The 18247-nt window shown below is 48.5% G+C and carries 15 protein-coding genes; 1 reads left to right on the forward strand and 14 read right to left on the reverse strand.

Annotated elements, in window-relative coordinates:
• Positions 1-82: 82 nt before the first annotated feature.
• The 4 genes from sigE to rsmH (AC6I2O_RS02640) form a co-directional block, all read right to left on the reverse strand.
• On the reverse strand, positions 83-823 hold the full coding sequence (gene sigE, locus AC6I2O_RS02625; protein ID WP_120393341.1) for an RNA polymerase sporulation sigma factor SigE: 741 nt from the start codon (positions 821-823) through the stop codon (positions 83-85).
• A 1-nt stretch (position 824) separates the two neighbouring features.
• The gene (locus AC6I2O_RS02630; RefSeq protein WP_497741720.1) at positions 825-1616 is read right to left on the reverse strand and encodes a sigma-E processing peptidase SpoIIGA; all 792 of its coding nucleotides are present in this window, start codon (positions 1614-1616) and stop codon (positions 825-827) included.
• A gap of 134 nt (positions 1617-1750) precedes the next feature.
• Complete coding sequence (gene aroD / locus AC6I2O_RS02635; protein ID WP_497741722.1) at positions 1751-2515, reverse strand: type I 3-dehydroquinate dehydratase; 765 nt, start codon at positions 2513-2515, stop codon at positions 1751-1753.
• Positions 2516-2648: 133 nt separating this feature from the next.
• Complete coding sequence (rsmH, locus tag AC6I2O_RS02640) at positions 2649-3695, reverse strand: 16S rRNA (cytosine(1402)-N(4))-methyltransferase RsmH (protein ID WP_497741724.1); 1047 nt, start codon at positions 3693-3695, stop codon at positions 2649-2651.
• A 222-nt stretch (positions 3696-3917) separates the two neighbouring features.
• On the opposite strand from rsmH (AC6I2O_RS02640), the gene aroE reads away from it, so the two are divergent.
• Positions 3918-4787: a shikimate dehydrogenase gene (gene aroE / locus AC6I2O_RS02645; RefSeq protein WP_497741725.1), complete on the forward strand. Its 870-nt coding sequence runs from the start codon at positions 3918-3920 to the stop codon at positions 4785-4787.
• A gap of 152 nt (positions 4788-4939) precedes the next feature.
• On the opposite strand, the gene ftsZ is transcribed toward aroE, so the two are convergent.
• The 10 genes from ftsZ to rsmH (AC6I2O_RS02695) form a co-directional block, all read right to left on the reverse strand.
• Positions 4940-6094, reverse strand: a complete 1155-nt coding sequence (ftsZ, locus tag AC6I2O_RS02650) for a cell division protein FtsZ (protein ID WP_120393402.1) — start codon at positions 6092-6094, stop codon at positions 4940-4942.
• 363 nt (positions 6095-6457) lie between these two features.
• Entirely contained in the window at positions 6458-7618 is a 1161-nt protein-coding gene (locus tag AC6I2O_RS02655; RefSeq protein WP_497741726.1) for a cell division protein FtsQ/DivIB, read from the reverse strand.
• Positions 7619-7622: 4 nt separating this feature from the next.
• Positions 7623-8885, reverse strand: coding sequence for a UDP-N-acetylglucosamine 1-carboxyvinyltransferase (murA, locus tag AC6I2O_RS02660; RefSeq protein WP_497741727.1), 1263 nt, complete (start codon positions 8883-8885; stop codon positions 7623-7625).
• A gap of 132 nt (positions 8886-9017) precedes the next feature.
• Entirely contained in the window at positions 9018-10109 is a 1092-nt protein-coding gene (locus AC6I2O_RS02665; RefSeq protein ID WP_497741728.1) for an FtsW/RodA/SpoVE family cell cycle protein, read from the reverse strand.
• An 11-nt stretch (positions 10110-10120) separates the two neighbouring features.
• Positions 10121-11479: a UDP-N-acetylmuramoyl-L-alanine--D-glutamate ligase gene (gene murD / locus AC6I2O_RS02670; RefSeq protein WP_497741729.1), complete on the reverse strand. Its 1359-nt coding sequence runs from the start codon at positions 11477-11479 to the stop codon at positions 10121-10123.
• 103 nt (positions 11480-11582) lie between these two features.
• A complete protein-coding gene (gene mraY / locus AC6I2O_RS02675) occupies positions 11583-12551 on the reverse strand; it encodes a phospho-N-acetylmuramoyl-pentapeptide-transferase (protein WP_120393399.1) in 969 nt (322 codons plus the stop codon).
• Positions 12552-12668: 117 nt separating this feature from the next.
• Entirely contained in the window at positions 12669-14408 is a 1740-nt protein-coding gene (locus tag AC6I2O_RS02680) for a peptidoglycan D,D-transpeptidase FtsI family protein (protein ID WP_497741730.1), read from the reverse strand.
• Between the two features lie 88 nt (positions 14409-14496).
• Complete coding sequence (locus tag AC6I2O_RS02685; protein ID WP_120393334.1) at positions 14497-16755, reverse strand: peptidoglycan D,D-transpeptidase FtsI family protein; 2259 nt, start codon at positions 16753-16755, stop codon at positions 14497-14499.
• A gap of 9 nt (positions 16756-16764) precedes the next feature.
• Positions 16765-17274 (reverse strand): cell division protein FtsL, encoded by a 510-nt coding sequence (locus AC6I2O_RS02690; RefSeq protein ID WP_497741732.1) that lies wholly within the window; start codon positions 17272-17274, stop codon positions 16765-16767.
• Positions 17275-17286: 12 nt separating this feature from the next.
• Positions 17287-18234, reverse strand: a complete 948-nt coding sequence (rsmH, locus tag AC6I2O_RS02695; protein ID WP_120393332.1) for a 16S rRNA (cytosine(1402)-N(4))-methyltransferase RsmH — start codon at positions 18232-18234, stop codon at positions 17287-17289.
• Between the last annotated feature and the right edge of the window lie 13 nt (positions 18235-18247).

Below are 18247 nucleotides of genomic sequence, written 5' to 3' on the forward strand. Positions count from 1 at the left end.
TAGAATGATTCTCACAAAGCGCGGCGATTATTCGATTCCGGCAAAAATATAAAAATTATTCACCCTTGACAAAACAGCTTCTTTACTCAAACCGTACAATTTCACGTCTCAGGCGTTTGATAATCCGTTTTTCCAGCCGTGAAATATAGGATTGTGAAATTCCGAGGAGATCTGCCACTTCCTTCTGGGTTTTCTCCTCCCCGTCTTTCGTATCAATTCCGAACCGCAGCTGTACAATGGTCCGTTCGCGCTCTGACAGCTTGTCAATCGCTTTCAAAAGAAGATTTTTTTCCGCTTCTGTCTCCATATCCTTATAGATCACATCCTCATCGGTTCCAAGAATATCCGAGAGCAGCAGCTCGTTCCCATCCCAGTCTACATTCAGCGGCTCATCAATCGAAACTTCCATCTTTGTCTTGCTGTTCCTGCGCAGATACATCAGAATTTCATTTTCGATACAGCGCGAAGCATACGTTGCCAGTTTGATTTTCTTTTCCGGATTGAAGGTATTGATTGCTTTTATGAGGCCGATCGTTCCGATTGAAATCAAATCCTCCACACCCACTCCGGTATTGTCAAATTTTTTCGCTATGTACACGACAAGCCGCAGATTATGTTCAATCAGTCTGCTCTTTGCTCTCGCATCCTCATCTCTGCCGAGCATCGCAAGGCATTCCTGCTCTTCCTCCAGAGAAAGCGGCGCCGGAAGCACTTCGGTTCCCCCAATATAATGCGTATCCCCTGGTTTTCTGAAAATAATATCTCCAAATCCTGCCGCCATTTTAAACTGAAAACGTTGCGGCACAGCAATTTTTACAAGCATTTCACATTCCTCCTTCTTTTCTTCCAGGTACTGTATGCTGCGGATGAAGAATCATCCCATACTGCTTTTTGGCGCTCAGCCTGCCATCATAGAGTGCCAGGATCGGATTCGAAAACGATTCCCTGGCTTCTCCCCTCATTATGGTCATCCCGTCGATTGTGACGCCTCTCATCCAGCCTTTGTTCTTTCCAATACTGTGATATGGGATCAGATAAAACCCGCGGTGTTTTTCCCAATGTTCTCCCAGCAAAGAACACGCTGTTTTTTCCTCTATAATACTGACCGGTTTTCCGGTTAGCGGCTCTGTCAGCTGATTTCCGGTATCAATCAGTGCTGCCACTGTGATACATTTCCCCCGAAACGTAAGCTCCACCTGTGCCATCCGTACGAGATCCAGCTTCTGTTTTTCATGGCTGCGCTGTGCCCACTCCAGATAAACGGCAGCCACAGCGCCGGCTATCAGCACCGGAACCCTCCAAAGCACAAGGAGTGCTTCCATTGCCCCTCCAAAACAGACTGTCACAAAAAACAACAGACCGGTTTGTCCGGCAATTGTTCTGCGCGATTTTCCGCGAAATACCCAGGAACCGACAAGTACCAGTCCCACTAAATACCACCAGAAATTCCCCGCCAAAACAGCAAGCAGCATTAGTACTGTATTTATGAAGCTGCCTCCCAAAAGTCGTTTCCACGATATCGTCTGCCGTCCGATTTTCGCAGTCAGACGCAGCAACAAATATCCGATAAGCAGGTGCTCTAAAAAAAACTGATCTATGTAAAACTCATAATACACAAAACACCCCCTGCGGCAGCAACTGTTACCAGTATACTCCGCAGAGGGTGTTTCTTTTGTCAAATCCAGGGCGCGTTTTTGCTATTTTCATCGACGTGTTCCGACACTTATAAGGCTTCTGAAAGAATGCTTCGCTACAGCTGTGGCAGCAATCCTGCAACCTGCGCTGCAGCAAGTTGTCCGGGCGCAGAGGCCCGTCCTGCTGTCGCAAAGGTGAGGGCAGAACCGGTCAGGGAGCCAGCCAGTCGGCTCACCGCCCCGAGACGCCCCATCGACATCGTGATAAATGGCCGGTCGGCATATTTCATCTTCATCTCCACACTGGCAGAAAGAAGCGCCAGCACATCCGGTTCTGATTTCGGCATCACAGCCGCTTTTGTGAGATCCACACCACAATTTTGCATGCGGCAAAGAATCTCTGTGATTTTCTCCTGCGAAGGCGTCCCTGTAAAATCATGAAACGAACCGATAACGGCCATTCCCTTTTCATGAAGTTTCCCTGTAAGCTCCGTAAGAAGTGCTTCGCCCCGATTCAGCTCAACATCAATCAGATCTGCCAGACCGGTCGATGCCACTGAAAGGTTTAGTTCTTTATAGGCTTCCGGTGTGACACTGCGTTCCCCGCCCTCTTCTTTTGTCCGGAAGGTAAAAATAAGCGGACGCTCCCCTATTTCTGCGCGCAAAAATTTAAGCGTATCTGCAAACAGCTGCGCTTGTATCTCTGCCGCATCACAGGTTCCAAAAAAGTCTGCACGCCACTCCAGTAAATCACATGGCCCATCCAGTGCCTTTCTTACTTGTTCCTGCAGCTCTGTCTGATTCGCTGCTGTGACAGGAATACAGATTTTGGGAACCCCGTCCCCCAATACCGTTTCCCTGATCTTTACGATTCTCCTCATGCTCTTCTCTCCTGAAATTCTCCGTATTTCCATGCTTCTGTTTTATTTGCTCTTCTCTTTTTACCATGGCTTCTGTATTTCCGGTGCATATCTTTTTGCATTTTCCCTTCATCAAGTCCGCCTGGCTTTTATCTCAGGTTTCCTCCTCTGCCGCCCGGATCGCCCAACGCATTTTTGTGGAGCGCGCCCGCGGATTCCTTGCACATTCCTGTGCGGTAGGCCGGATAACCTCTTCTGATATTGCACTGTAAAGGCCCTGCTGTTTTCCCTCTTTGAAAAACCGTTTTACAAGCCGGTCTTCCCCGGAGTGAAACGTCAGGATTGCCACTCGCCCACCCGGTGCAAGCACGCCTGGGAGCTTCTCCAAAAAACTGTACAATACCTCAAACTCCTGATTCACATCAATACGCAGCGCCTGAAAACAGCGCTGGCACGATTTTTTCACAGCCTCCTTCTGCTCCCCTGGCGGCAAAAAAGAAAGCGCCTGCGTGATCGCGTCTTTTAACTGTGTTGTTGTCTTAATCTTTGCCCCCCGCCGATTGCGTCTGACAATCTCCCGCGCAATCTCGTCCGCATACGGCTCGTCCGCATTTTCTTCGAACATTCCGGCCAACTCCCCGGCGGAAATGCCGTCGAGCCGCTCGGCCGCTGAAATCCCCTTTTCCGGATTCAGGCGCAGATCCAGCGGCCCTTCGTATTTGTATGTAAACCCTCTCTCCGGATTATCAATCTGCATCGAAGAAACACCCAGGTCTGCCAGCACAAAGTCAAAACGCCCTGCCTCCTGCGTAAGCTGATCAATATTCGCAAAATTCAGCTGACGTATGGTCAGAAGATCTTCCCCAAATCCCTGAGCTTCCAATCGCTCTTTCGTCTTTTTTATCTCTATCGGATCAACATCAAGTCCGTACACATGCCCCTGTCCTTTCAGACATTGCAACATATGCGACGTATGTCCCCCATAACCGAGCGTAGCGTCAAGTCCCTTCTGCCCTGGCTGAATCTGAAGAAAATCCAGAATCTCCTGCACGCAGATCGAAAGATGCATGCCGGCCGGCGTGCTTCCCTTGCGAATCACCTTCTCAACTGTATCGCCATACTTTTCCGGATTCTGCTCCTTATATTTTTCCTGAAATGTCTTCGGGTGCGTCCCGCTGTACCGCACCCGTCTTTTATGCATCGGGGCCTGCCCCGTCAAATTTTCATCCTTCACTGAATTGGCCCTGTTCCTTTCCTTTTCTTTTCCGATTGCTATTGCCCATAAATCATGGTTTCTATCATACCATACCCGCAAAAAAATAGGAACAGGATTGACTCTTTTTCCCAAACCTTTTAAAATTGTAGCAGACTTGTACTTTATCACCATAAAATACAACGAATTTTATTTATCAGGAGGACTTTCATGACCGACCAGATCATCACAGGACACACCAGACTCGGCTGTCTGCTCGGCACACCGGTTGCACACAGTATCTCACCCATGATGCACAACGAGGCGTTCCGCCTTCTCGGGCTTGACTGTGTTTACCTCTGCTTTGATACCAGACATGCAGATCTCCGGAATATGGTACAGACCTTAAAAGAAATGAACGTTTACGGCTTTAATCTCACGATGCCGGATAAAGAACGGATTCTTCCGTTTCTCGATGACCTCTCTCCGGCAGCCCGCATGATCGGAGCTGTGAATACTGTCAAAAATGAAAATGGACGCCTGATCGGCCACAACACGGACGGAATCGGCTACATGCGTTCTTTACAGGATACCGGCTACAATGTCAAAAGCGGCGCCATGACTTTGTTTGGAGCAGGCGGTGCGGCTTCCTCCATCGCTATTCAGGCCGCACTCGACGGTGTTCCCGCACTACATATCATAAACCGCCGCGGACGCTCCTGGGAAAACGCCAAACGTCTGGTAAGGCAGATCACGGAAAATACGGACTGCCATGCTGACCTTACCGATATGGCTGATCACGATGCAGTCAGAAACCGTATCGCAAACAGCACACTGCTTGCGAATGCAACCTCCATCGGCATGGCTCCGGACACCAACATTACACCTGTACCGGACCTATCCTGTTTTCACACAGAACTGCTCGTCTCTGATATTATTTACAATCCACGCTGCACGCGCCTCTTGCAGGATGCTATGGCCGCCGGCTGCAAAACCTTCAATGGCATGTATATGCTCCTTTATCAGGGAGCCGCCGCTTTCCGCATCTGGACCGGCCAGGATATGCCGGTGGAAGAAATCCGCAGAAAATTCTTTTCCTGAGAGAAAGAATCCATATTTAAGAACAAAGAGCAGTTCTCGCAATAATATAAAAAATGCCGGTATTTTAAAGGCCCTCACATGCTGGAAAATCCTTTAAAATATCGGCATTATTATTGTTCTGTAGAAAGATTCGTCCCTAAAAAGTTCACCTCTTAGCTTCTCTTCAGGAAATCCGGAATCTGAATATCTCTTTCCGGTACCTTGCTTTCCGGCTTACGCGTTGTGTTCAGCGCATTGAGCTGTGGCGCGCGCAGCGGGGTCGTCGGAGTTCTCGGAACCGAAGTCGGCGCAGAAGGCATACTTGTACTTCTTGCAAAATTGAATTCCGGAACACTTCTCTTCTTTGGAGCTTCCTCTTTTACTTCATTCTTGTCATCCAATCCGGTAGCAATAACGGTTACGCTGGCTTCGTCTGCGTATGTATCGTCGAACAGCGCACCAAAAATAATATTTGCGTTCTCGCCTGCCATCTCCTGCACGTAGCTTGCCGCATCATTGGCATCAACGAGAGAAATATCACCGGAAATGTTGATGATCACATGGGATGCTCCCTCGATCGTCGTCTCAAGCAACGGACTGGAAACGGCCTGTTTTACTGCCTCCAGAGCCTTGTCGTCTCCCTTTGCCTGTCCGATACCGATATGCGCAATACCCTTGTTGATCATAACAGTCTGAACATCTGCAAAGTCCAGGTTGATCAATGCCGGCAGATTAATCAGGTCAGTAATACCCTGAACTGCCTGCTGCAGTACTTCGTCCGCTTTCTTCAGCGATTCCGGCATCGTCGTCCGACGATCAACGATCTCCAGAAGCTTGTCATTCGGTATTACAATCAGCGTATCTACATTGTTCTTCAGCCGTTCGATACCATTCACGGCATTGTTCATACGTACCTTGCCCTCAAATCGAAACGGCTTGGTCACTACTCCAACAGTCAGGATACCCATCTCTTTGGCAATTCCTGCCACAACCGGAGCTGCACCGGTACCGGTACCGCCTCCCATACCACAGGTAACAAATACCATATCTGCTCCCTGAACTGCCTGACGAATCTCTTCCGCACTCTCTTCTGCAGCCTGCTGACCAATCTCCGGCTTGGCACCTGCTCCAAGTCCTTTTGTTACTTTCTCTCCGATCTGAATCGTCGTAGGCGCCTTGCAAAGCAACAGTGCCTGTTTATCTGTATTTACGCCAATAAACTCAACGCCTCCAATTGTATCTTCAACCATTCTATTTACTGCATTATTCCCGGCCCCACCGACTCCGATTACAATAATCTTTGCAGCGGATTCCGTTTCATTTGACATAATCTCTAACACCGAATTTCCTCCTTTTTGTAGCAGGCGCTCTCCCAGGCATGGGTGTCTCTTTCATAATTACGGTAAAATTGCGTACTTTCGCCCTTGCTACCATACTATCTTTTATAATATAAGTAAATTCAGAATTTATCAAGTACCATTTTTATGTTTTTGCACGTTTCTTTTCTCCAGGCAAACCGAAAAGGAATCAATTTTACAATTTTCCAGTGTAACTCTGCCCTGTTTCAAATAGCCATATACGCTTCTCTGTCACGGAAAGCCTTTATGATGCGGTCCTCTGAGAAAATAATGAACCCTCTGAGCCTTGTTTTTACAGGCCCAGAGGGTTGTTCTACTTGTTTTTGCCAGGAATCAATTCTGGATCAATTCTCCTGTTGTAGGATCAAATTCATTCATATATGCATCCACTACATGGCCGTTTTCATTCACATAGCAGCCAGGTACGGCATTCCCGTTTGCATCCACCACCGTTCCATTGGAAACATGTACATTGTAAACCAGTGTTCCGGATGAATTAAAGACCATCGGATAAATAGTTCCCACATCGTCCGGCTCCGACGCATCCGGCTCCTGTGTGCCCGTGTTGTCTCCGCCTTCTGGTGCTCCTGGTTCCTGTGTACCTGTATCGTCTCCGTCTTCCGGTGCTCCTGGTTCCTGTGTATCCTGATCATTTCCACCTTCCACGGTTCCAGGCTCCTGCGTATCCTGTTGGTCTCCGCCTTCTGCGGTTTCCGGTTCCTGCGCATCCGACTCACTCTGGCCACCTGCCACTCCTGAAGTATGAGCGCTGCCGCCAGGGGTAAAGGATACGGTTTCATTGCGTCCTGTAAAATTCTCAAGATGCAGCGTACCGCTTTGACCTTCAAGCTGAGGAAGAATTTTTTTCATATTTGCCACTTTTTCTTCCAGGTATTCATCCTGCCCAAGCTCCGCTTCCACCTGCCCGATAAACACAGTAATATCCATGTTGTCTCCAAAGCGGATTTCAGTAGCATCCACCTCATGATAGGAAAGAAGCTGGGTCAGGCTGAGGATTGTACGTAGCTGCGCACTGCTGCTGGTCGGAAGCTTCTGATAAAGAACTGCTTCCCCCACGCTGGCTCCCGTAATGATCGGAACGCCCCCATACAGCTCATCTGTCATCTCCAGTATCACGCCGCTCTGATCAAAATACACATATCCATTCTGATCAATATATCCGGCCAGATCTTTTTCCGTCACCTGTATTTCAAGATGAGACGGGGATTTCATCTGTACGTGCAAAGAGCTCAAAAACGGGAGCGAATCCGGGATTCCACCCTCTCTGTACTTCCAGAGCAAATACAGCGTATTCTTCCCAAGCGCCCCTTCTCCCAGTCCAGCTGTAATCTCCTGTGAAGAATGACGCGTATTGCCATATACATCTGCCTTTCTTACCTGAAATAAAAACATCACTCCTAAAAAAAGCAGGAAGAGCAGCGCCACCACTGCAAGCTTGATAAGTCGTCTTTTTCTTTTGTTTATTCTGCCCATTTTTTCACCTGTACCTTCTGATGTCCGCCCCCAGTCGGGCCAAATCCCGCTCAATTGCCTCATAACCACGGTCTATATAAGTCATATCACTGATTACTGTACTCCCTTTTGCCTGAAGTGCCGCAATCACCAGCGCCGCCCCACCCCGAAGATCCGGCGGGACGAGCGTCCCTGCGTGAAGCTGCGCCACACCGTCAATCACTGCAAGGCTGCCCTGTATTTCTATTTTTGCACCCATCTTTTTCAATTCGTCTGCCGTACAGAAGCGGTTCTCAAAAACTTTCTCGCAGATACAGCTTCTCCCTCTGGCCCTGCACAGAGCTGCCATCAAAGGAGACTGCAAATCCGTCGGAAACCCGGGATGCGGGGCCGTCTCAAGATACGGTACCGCGCATACGCGGCTCTCCGAAACATGCTGTGCATCCAGGCACACAGCCCCTTCCCTGCATGAAATACTCACTTCCATCTGGTCTAAAACCTCCGTCAGCATTCCCAGACGCGAGGCATCATCGTTTACGATTCTGACCATACCTCCGGTTGCCGCAGCTGCCAGAAGATAAGTACCCGTCACAATACGGTCCGCCTTCATCCGGTAACAAACCGGTCCAAGCGGTATTCCCCCGCAAATTCGGATGCTGCCGTTTTCTTCTCTGTTTATTCTGGCTCCACGACAATTTAAAAATTCGCAAAGCTCATCAATCTCCGGCTCTCTGGCTGCATTTTCAATCAATGTCTCCCCACTGGCACACACAGCCGCAAGTATCGTATTTTCCGTTGCTCCCACACTTGGAAACGGAAGGGATACGATATCTCCGTGCAGTTCCTCCGCGCTGGCCACAATCCGCGTCTCTCCTGAAAATTCTGCTCCCAGATGTGCAAGTGCCCAAAGATGCTGGTCAATCGGTCTTGCACCGATCGCGCAGCCTCCCGGAAGCGGAAGCACTGCTTTTTTCATTCTACCAAGAAGTGCGCCTAAAAACAAGACAGAAGAACGGATTCTTGCAGCTTCCATGGCCGTAATCTCATACCGGCATACTTCAGATGCATCCACCCGGACCGTTCCTGCGTGCTGTTCCACTCGGCATCCGAGCATTTTCATAATCTCAAGTGTATCGTTTACGTCCCTGATCGAAGGACAGTTTTCAATAACACAAACTCCCGTACCCAGCATACAGGCCGCAAGTATCGGAAGTACACCGTTTTTGGAGCCCTGTACCTTCACCTCTCCGCAAAGTGGAACTCCTCCCCTAATTTCCAGATAGCTCAAGTCCATCCCCCGGCTTTCTTTTTGCCGTCCAAATGCGGCAAAACACCATATACCTCAGTATATGCACCGGAAAAAATTTTGCTACCATCTGTTGCATGCTCTTTTGCAAAAGATAATTTCGAAGCAGTCCGGCTATCCCCTGCCTGGATAATGGCAATGCCTGCTTACCGACAGAGCCAGCCCCATTTCTGCCAGCAAAAACAAGACAGAAGTACCGCCATAACTGATAAAGGGCAGCGTGATTCCCGTATTCGGGATGGTATTCGTAACGACTGCGATGTTCAAAATAACCTGAATCGCAATATGTCCCATGATACCCGCCGCAATCAGCGAACCAAACAAATCTGGAGCATGCGTCGCGATTACCATAAACCTCCATAAAAGCAAGAAAAACAGCAACATCAAAAGCAGCGCCCCGAAAAATCCCAGCTCCTCGCAGATCACTGCAAAAATCATATCGTTCTGTGCCTCCGGAACAAATCCCAGCTTTTGCAGACTGTTTCCCAGCCCCCGGCCAAAAAGTCCGCCGGAGCCGATCGCATACAGCCCCTGCATCGTCTGATATCCTTTTTCATACAGCTCCGGATTCCTCCAGATCGCAAGCCGTTCCAACCGGTACTGTTCCAGACTCAAAAAGATGCCAAGGAACCCTGTACCCATCAGCAAAATCCACAAAAACGGCAGATACCTTGGATTTGAAATAAAAATCATAATCACGGCAATACCCAGAATAATAACAGCCGTACTCAGATTGTTCGTTCCTACCAGGCCTACAACCGGAAGCACCATAAGCAGTACGGCGCCAATCAGCCGTCCGCTCTTTTTCCGATCCATCTGGCTGACCACACCGGCCATCAAAAGAATGACCGCCGGCTTCGCATATTCCGCAGGCTGAAACGACAACGGTCCGATGGAAAGCCATCTCCTTGAACCATTATACGCGTCTCCAAAAAGCAGAACTGCGCCGGACAAAACCAGCGAAACAAGATAAGCCGGAACCGCAAAGCGCATCAAAATATGGTAATCCAGTGATGAAATACCATACATCACTGCAAGGCCCAATACCATTGCGAATAACTGTTTTTTAAAATAAAAGGCAGCGTCATGAAACCTGACCTGCCCGTTGTATGCGCTCATACTGTAAAGAACCACAAGGCCAAAAACCACCAAAAACAGCACGGCAGCAAGCAGAAACCCGTCTGGCTTCCCCGGTTTCCTCTGCAAGCAATCACTTCCTATGCTAATTGATTTACCAGTTCTTTAAATCGCCTTCCACGCACCTCGTAATTGGGAAACATTCCCCAGCTTGCACAGGCCGGGGACAGCAATACCGCATCACCGCTCACTGCCCTGTCCGCACAGATCTGCACCGCTTCCTCAAGCGTATCAGCCAGAATAATGTTCCCGAAACCACAACGTTTTGCCGCTTCAGCAATTTTCTCCCTCGTCTGTCCTATCAATACCAGATATTTTACTTTTCCGTCAAATGCCTGAATCCATTCTTCATAGGAGGAGTCTTTGTCGTATCCCCCGCCAATCAGAAGTGTAGGGCGATCCATCGCCTGAATCCCCTTAATCGCCGCGTCCGGATTCGTTCCTTTGGAATCATTATAGTAAACGACTCCATGCTTCTCCGTCACATATTCAATCCTGTGTTCCACTGCCTTGAAGCTCCGCACAACGGTACGAATCACCTCAACCGGCACTCCGTAAGCAATCGCCATTGCAGATGCAGCCATCACATTTTCATGATTGTGACGTCCCGGAAGGTTCAACTCTTTTACAGAGCAAAGTACCGTCCTGTCTTTTTCATCCTGGTATACAATATTTTCATCTTCCAGATAAATACCCTGTTTCAGTGTATGCAGGCTGCTGAAATAAATAACCTTTACAGATAAAGTACTGCCAAATTCACGCAGAATATCATCCTCATAATTCAACACACACGTATCTTCCGGCCGCTGATTCTTTGTAATCAGCTCCTTGACGCGGATATATTCCTCCATCGTGTGATGGCGGTTCAGATGATCCGGAGTAATGTTCAGAATCGCGCTGACCCTTGGCGCAAAACCTTCAATTGTCTCCAACTGAAAGCTGCTGATCTCGGCCACCGTTACTGCCTTTTCCGTCATCAGGGGCGCTGCCTCTGTGTACGGATTTCCAATATTTCCCACTATGTATACTTCTTCTTTCCAGGCTTTCATAATCGCACCGAGCAGGCTGGTCGTTGTCGTCTTCCCATTTGTGCCGGTAATAGCCAGCACATCCCCTCTGCCGCATGCGTTTGCCAGTTCGATTTCACCCCAGATGCGTACCTGCTTTGCGCGAATCGCATTTACCTGCGGCAGATCGGTCGGTACGCCGGGACTCAGCACAGCCAGGTCCAGCACATCCAGTACACGGTCCGGAAGCTCGCCGAGCACAATTTCCAGCCTTCCTCCCTGCGGCAGCTTAGCGCGAACCTCCTCCGGATTCACTGAAGTATTCCCATCAAACAGTATCACCTCAGCCCCCGCATTCAGCAAAAGCTTCGCAGCTCCAATTCCGCTGATTCCGGCGCCAAACACCAGAACCTTTTTTTGTGCAAGTTCCATTTTATCCTCCCCGCGCCATCTGGCGCGTTTCTCTTTTCTTTCTTCTGTTAAAACCAACTTTCTGTGACCCGGCACCATCTCATCTGCTCTGTCATGTATCTCATCAGTTCAGGCCCACCAGCGCCAGAAGGCACAGGAAAGCCGTAATCACAGTAAATACCGTCACAATGCGCGTCTCGGACCATCCACACAGCTCAAAATGATGATGGATCGGCGCCATTTTAAAGAAGCGTTTTCCGCCTGTCTTTTTAAAATACGTCACCTGAATCATCACGGACAGGACCTCTACCAGATAAATCAGTCCAACAATCAGGATAAACAGCGGCATACGCAGCACGTAAGCGGCGCCCGCCACAAATCCCCCGAGTGCCAGCGATCCCGTGTCGCCCATAAAAACCTTTGCCGGATAAACATTAAAAAGCAAAAAGCCCAGAAGCGCCCCGGCTACCGCAGCGGTGAGTGGCTCTATTCCTCCGCCAAGCACCAGAGATGCCACTGTAAAGAATACGGCTACCATGGTTGTAACCCCTGTCGCAAGACCATCCAGACCATCTGTAAAATTCACGCCGTTTACTGTTCCGATGATTGCAACGTACGCGAGCGGAATTGCCACCATGCGCGCCAAATCGCCGGAAATCACTTCTCCGCCGGAAAATGGAATCAGAAACTCCAGGCAGGACGCATCCATATTCCAGATATAGACCACAAAAATAGTCGTGACGATAATCTGTCCCAGCATTTTCTGTCTGGGATACAAACCGTCAGACCGCCGCAGCACCACCTTCAGATAATCATCGAGAAATCCGATAATTCCAAAGCCGAGCACCAGAAACAGAACCGGCACCAGCCGCGGAAAGCGTCCGATATAAAACAAAGAGGTCACTGTCAGACTGATCAGAATAATCAGACCTCCCATCGTCGGCGTGCCTGCCTTTTTCAGATGAGATTTTACTCCCTCCTCACGCTCTGTCTGCCCGACTTTCAGTCTTTGCAGAAACGGAATCACAAACGGGCTGAGCACTACGCTGATCATAAATGCCGTAAACAATGGAATCATTACATCCTTATTAATTATCATCTCACACCTCTTCTTTTCTTTCCTGCGTTTTTTATCATTTTATTTTTATCACACTTACCTGCGATTGACAAGAGCATACGCGTCCAGGACAGGAGAATTTTTATGTGACAGTCAGCCTGGAACCTCTGTAACTGTCTCCTCAGTTTTCTCAATTCCGAGATACGGAAGGATATTTTCAAACATTTCCCGGATGACCGGAGCCGCAATTGTCCCCCCATAGTATACGCCCTGCGGATTGTTAATGATACAAAGTCCCAGTACTTTCGGTTCATTTGCCGGCGTAAAACCGAGAAATGAGGAAATGTATTTGTTGGCACTTCGCGGAAGTGTCTCTGAGGTCGCTGTCTTTCCTCCAATCCGATATCCTTCAATATACGCGTTTTTTCCTCCGCCTCCGTCTACCACCTGTTCCAGCAGATAGCGCATCGTCTCAGATGTCTCTTCTGAGACAATCTGTTTTCCTTCTTCATACTGGAATACTTTCAGCAGTGTCCCGTCATTTTCTTTTACCTGAACACCAAAATGCGGCGTAATGCGTTTCCCGCCGTTTATAATCGAGCTGACTGTCGTCGCAAGCTGAATCGGTGTAATCTGAAAAGACTGTCCAAATGAAATGGTTGCAAGCTCTACCTGCCCGACATTTTCCTTTTTATGCATGATCGTTGCCGCCTCACCCGGCAAATCAATTCCGGTCTTGTTCTTCAGGCCAAACTGTTCAAAATAAGAAAAATACCGGTCTACGCCAAGCCGAAGCCCAACTTCGATAAACACGGGGTTGCAGGAATTCTGCGTTGCCTGCACAAAGTTTTCCCCACCATGCCCGCTGACTCTGGCACATCGGATGCGCCGATCCTCCACAATTTTAAAGCCCGGACATGAAAACTGATCCGTCAGTGAAACAACTCCTGCTTCAAGTCCCGCAGCTGCCGTGATAACCTTGAAGGTGGAGCCTGGCTCGTAGGTATCGTTAATACAGCCGTTTCGCCACATTTTATTTAAGGCATCCTGCCCCTCTTCTTCCGAGTAACCCGGCAACAGCGTAAAAGGCTCGTTCAGATTAAACTCCGGTACATTGGTCATCGCATAAATTTCTCCATTCATGGGATTCAGAATGATAATCGACACACTGTCTGCCTGTTTCTGTTCCATGACCTTCAACGCCGCCTGCTGCGCATATTCCTGTATATTATAGTCGAGACTGATCACCAGATCATTCCCCGCCACCGGCTCCAGGCGGCTCTCCCCTGTGTTTTCCAGCTCAACGCCCCGTGCATCTGTTAGGGTAAGGATTTTTCCCGGTTCACCGGAAAGTTCCTCCTCATATTCCACCTCAAGACCAATAATTCCCTGATTATCGCTTCCCGTAAACCCGAGCACCTTCGACGCCATATCGTCATAGGGATAATAACGGCGATAATCCTCATCCACTTTGACGCCGGCCAGGTTATAGTTGCGGATTCGGTCGCCAATCTCTTTTTCAACATTCTTTTTTACCCGTTCAATGGAGCTGACTTTTTCCACGCGCTTGCGCACAGTCTCCTCTTCCAGTGAAAGCTCCTTTGCCAGAACCTCGATCACGCGTTCCGGCTCTTTGATCTGACTGTGAATGACAGACACCGTACATACCGTCCGGTTATCTGCCAGTACCACGCCATTGCGATCCAGAATCCTTCCGCGTGCCGCTTTAATATCTCGCTCACGCTCATGTAAATCCTGTGCCAGAGCCGCATAATACTCGGAATCAGCCACCATCAGATGTCCCAGTCGTCCGCCCAAACCACACAGTGCAGCTGCACATCCAAAAAAAATCACCACGACCTTCCGCCTGTGAAACGGCCTCGTTTTTTGCATAAAAACCCCCTCATAAAAGCTTTACTACAAGTATATTAACCTTGCGCTTACTTTTATGAGGGGAGAAATATCATATGCTGCCAGGACTTTATTCCTGTGCACTGACCTCATCGACAGCTGTTCCATCCCAAACTGCCGTGTTGTCCGGATTATTTTTGTTTTCGGTAGGAGGCAGTGCCATATCCGGGTTGTCTGCTTTCGGATCAATGACAGGTTTCACCTCCACGTGTGATACCTCATTCTGAACAGCATCATACACGGTGCCGTCCTCCGCAATATAGGCTCCTTCAATGATATTTCCGTCCGCATCCTTGACTTTTCCGTTCTCCACACGTGCATCTTTGTGGTAGATTCCATTGGCATCAATCGCATCAAAAATGTGAATACCGCCGTTGACATCCTCCTGCGTAAGTCCAAGCGAGGCCAGCATTTCATTGGTCACCTCTTCTGTGGGATAGATTCCCATGTAAGGAAGGACTTCCATTGCGATCTTCTGATAAATCTGCTGTGCAAACGTACTGTTCGCCTGATCTTCCACGTTCGGCTCATCTACAACAACGTAAATGACAACCTCCGGATCATTGATCGGCGCCGCACCGATAAACGATACCAGATATTTTCCTTTTGCCCGCTGTCCGGTCGCCGGATCAATTTTTTCCGCCGTACCGGTCTTTCCGCCGATCCGGTACCCCGGTACCTGTGCATGTCGCCCGGTACCTTCCTGCACTGCCGTTTCCAGATAACCGCGCAGCGTCTCAGATACGTTCTGTGAAACGGTCTGCTTTAGCAGAAGCTGTGAGGTATCCTTGATTGTTTTCCCGTTTTCATCCAGAATCTTTTCAACCACATGCGGCTGATAGTAATATCCGCCGTTTACCACAGCAGAAAACGCCGCAATCTCCTGAATCATCGTACAGGTAAGTCCCTGTCCGAAGGTACAGGTAGCCAGTTCAACCTCGTTCATTGTCTCTCTGCTGTAAACAGCACCGGAGGCTTCGTTCGGCAGATCAATTCCGGTCGGCTTTCCAAAATTAAACATGGACTGATATTTGATAAAGTTCGCAATCGTCATTTCCATACCGATCTGCATCAGACCATCATTACACGAATTTTTCAGAACATCCCCAAGGGATTCATCGCCATGCGCATTGGGGTACGCGTCACAGTGAATCTCGGTATCGGTAATGAATTCTCCGCCGTCACAGTAAAAGTAATCGCTTTCCGAAACTGCACCGCATTCCAATGCTGATGCAATGGTGATCGGCTTGAACGTGGAACCCGGCTCAATACCGTTTGAAATGCAGTAATTACCCCACATTTTATTTAAGGCATTGACGTATTGCTGCTCTGTCATGGCCTTCACTTCCGATTCTGTGTACCACGCGCTCATATCCTGCGGATTGTTCAGATCATAGCTGGAATTTGTCGCCATTCCCAGAATTGCACCGGTATTCGGATTCATAATAATCACACCGATATCCTTCGCCCCGTGCTTTGCCGTTCCGTTATCCTTATCCTCGCCGTACATATCGTCGAATTCTGCTATATTTTTCTCCACACTCTGCTGAATATTGATATCCAACGTCGTCTGAAGCGTGTATCCATGATCCGGTGCAATCGTTCTTTTTTCAAATTCCTGGTTCTGATTCAGATATCCGAATACACGGCCGTTTGTACCTTTCAGCTGCTGGTCATAATATGCTTCCAGCCCAACTATCCCGTCCCCGATATCATTCGAAAACCCTACAACTGTACTTGCCAGGGAATTCATCGGATATTTTCGTATAAACTCCTCCTCGAACCATATACCTGTCACCTTTGAAAGACGCTGCCTCTGCTCTTTTGTCAGCTCACGTTCTTCATCAAGCGAAACATATGCCTCATAGGCATCCTTCTGCTCCTCCGTCACCTTTTCCAAAAGTACCTGATACTGGCTGTCGCGTGTTTTTTCACTCATGATGCGGTCCCGCACCGCAGCCCCGTCAAGGTCCGGAAATACTTCCGTCAATGCCTGTATGGTGGGCTCTACATATACTTTCTCTTTGTTCACTTCCTGGTTCACTGCTTTGCAGTCCAAAACAAGGTTGTACACCTTCTCGCTGTAAGCCAGAAGTCTTCCGTTTGTATCACGAATCTCCCCGCGGCGGCTGTAAATGGTCTGGCTGTCATAATTTTTCTGGGACAACACCTGCTTTGCATAGAGATTGCCGCTGTGTACATTGATATACACGATACGTATTAAAATAATAATCAGGAATAATAAAATGAATGCAAATACAGCCAGAAGCTTTATTTGCATTTTTCTCGTAAATCGTCTTTCTTTTTTTGTCTGTTTTGCTCTTGCCAATCTATTCACCTACTCTGACGGTATCTCGGAATACTGTCTTACATAGTCATTGTCATCCATCTTGTATGTGATGATCTGAGACTTTTTCGCCTGTACCATACCGAGTTCATTCATTGCCACATCTTTTACATGTTCCATATCGACATTTGTCATAATACGGTTGTAATCGGAATTATTTTCAAGAATCGCTGCATTCAGCTGTGTCTCCAGAGTCGTCACTTCTTTTTGCAGTTTCGTCCCCTTTGCCTGAAGCTGCAGGAAATTCACGCACATCAGTACGCTTGCAACAGCTGCCACAGTCAAAAATGTCACATAACCAAAATTCATGGAAAGTGCCCGCTCACGATTTTGCTTGGTACGGGTGCTTGTCTGCGGCCTCTGCTTCTTTTGAGGACTTTTTGCCGGAGCGGTCTGAAGTTTACGTACGGCTGTTCCGTCCACGTACGTATACACTCTCCCACTTTGTGTCTTTCTGTTCTGACTGCGCATTGTGCCGTCCATTCGCTCTATCTTTGCCATTGTATTTTCCCCTTACTCCTGCTGTATCTCCCGTTCAAAGACTCTCAGCTTTGAACTTTTTGCCCTGCTGTTCTCTTCCAGTTCCTGCGCCGACGGAACAATCGGCTTTCTCGTAATGACTCTCCCCTTTGACTTCTTCCCGCACACACAGACCGGAAAATCCTTCGGACATGTACACGGGTCTTCACAGTACCGGAATTTGTTCTTTACAATTCTATCTTCCAGTGAATGAAAGGTAATCACACAGATGCGTCCCTTGTCATTCAGCAGATCAATCATATCTTCCAGTGAGTTCTCCAGAACTTCCAGTTCGCGGTTAAGCTCAATCCGGATCGCCTGGAACGTCTTTTTGGCCGGGTGTCCCCCTACTGCTCTGACTTTCATCGGTATCGCCGCTTTTATTACATGAATTAACTCCCCAGTTGTTTCCAATGCTTTTTCTTTTCTGGCGTTTACGATGTGCCTGGCAATGTTTTTTGCAAACTTGTCCTCCCCATAATCACGGATGATGCGGTAAAGCTCCATCTCGCTGTACTCATTTACAATGTCCCTTGCCGTTCTGGTCTGCCGCTGATCCATTCGCATATCGAGCGGCACATCCTCGCGGTATGTAAACCCGCGTTCTGCTTCATCAAGCTGATAGGAGGAGACCCCCAGATCCAAAATGACTCCATCTACAGATGTGATACCTAATTTGCCGAGTTCCCCTTTTATATTGCAGTAATTACTGCGAATAATTTTAACCCGGTCTTTGAACTCCCCTAAGCGCTCCGTAGCCGCTTCAATAGCTGCCGCATCCTGATCGATGCCGATTAATCTTCCCTTCCCAGATAATCTTCGGCATATTTCGTACGAATGTCCGCCGCCCCCCAGCGTTCCATCCACATAAACCCCGTCTGGTTTTATGCAAAGCGATTCAATGCTTTCATCCAAAAGTACAGATTTGTGTCTGAATTCCATACAATCCTCCCCA

The sequence above is a fragment of the Blautia sp. St.27G3 genome (assembly GCF_059728505.1).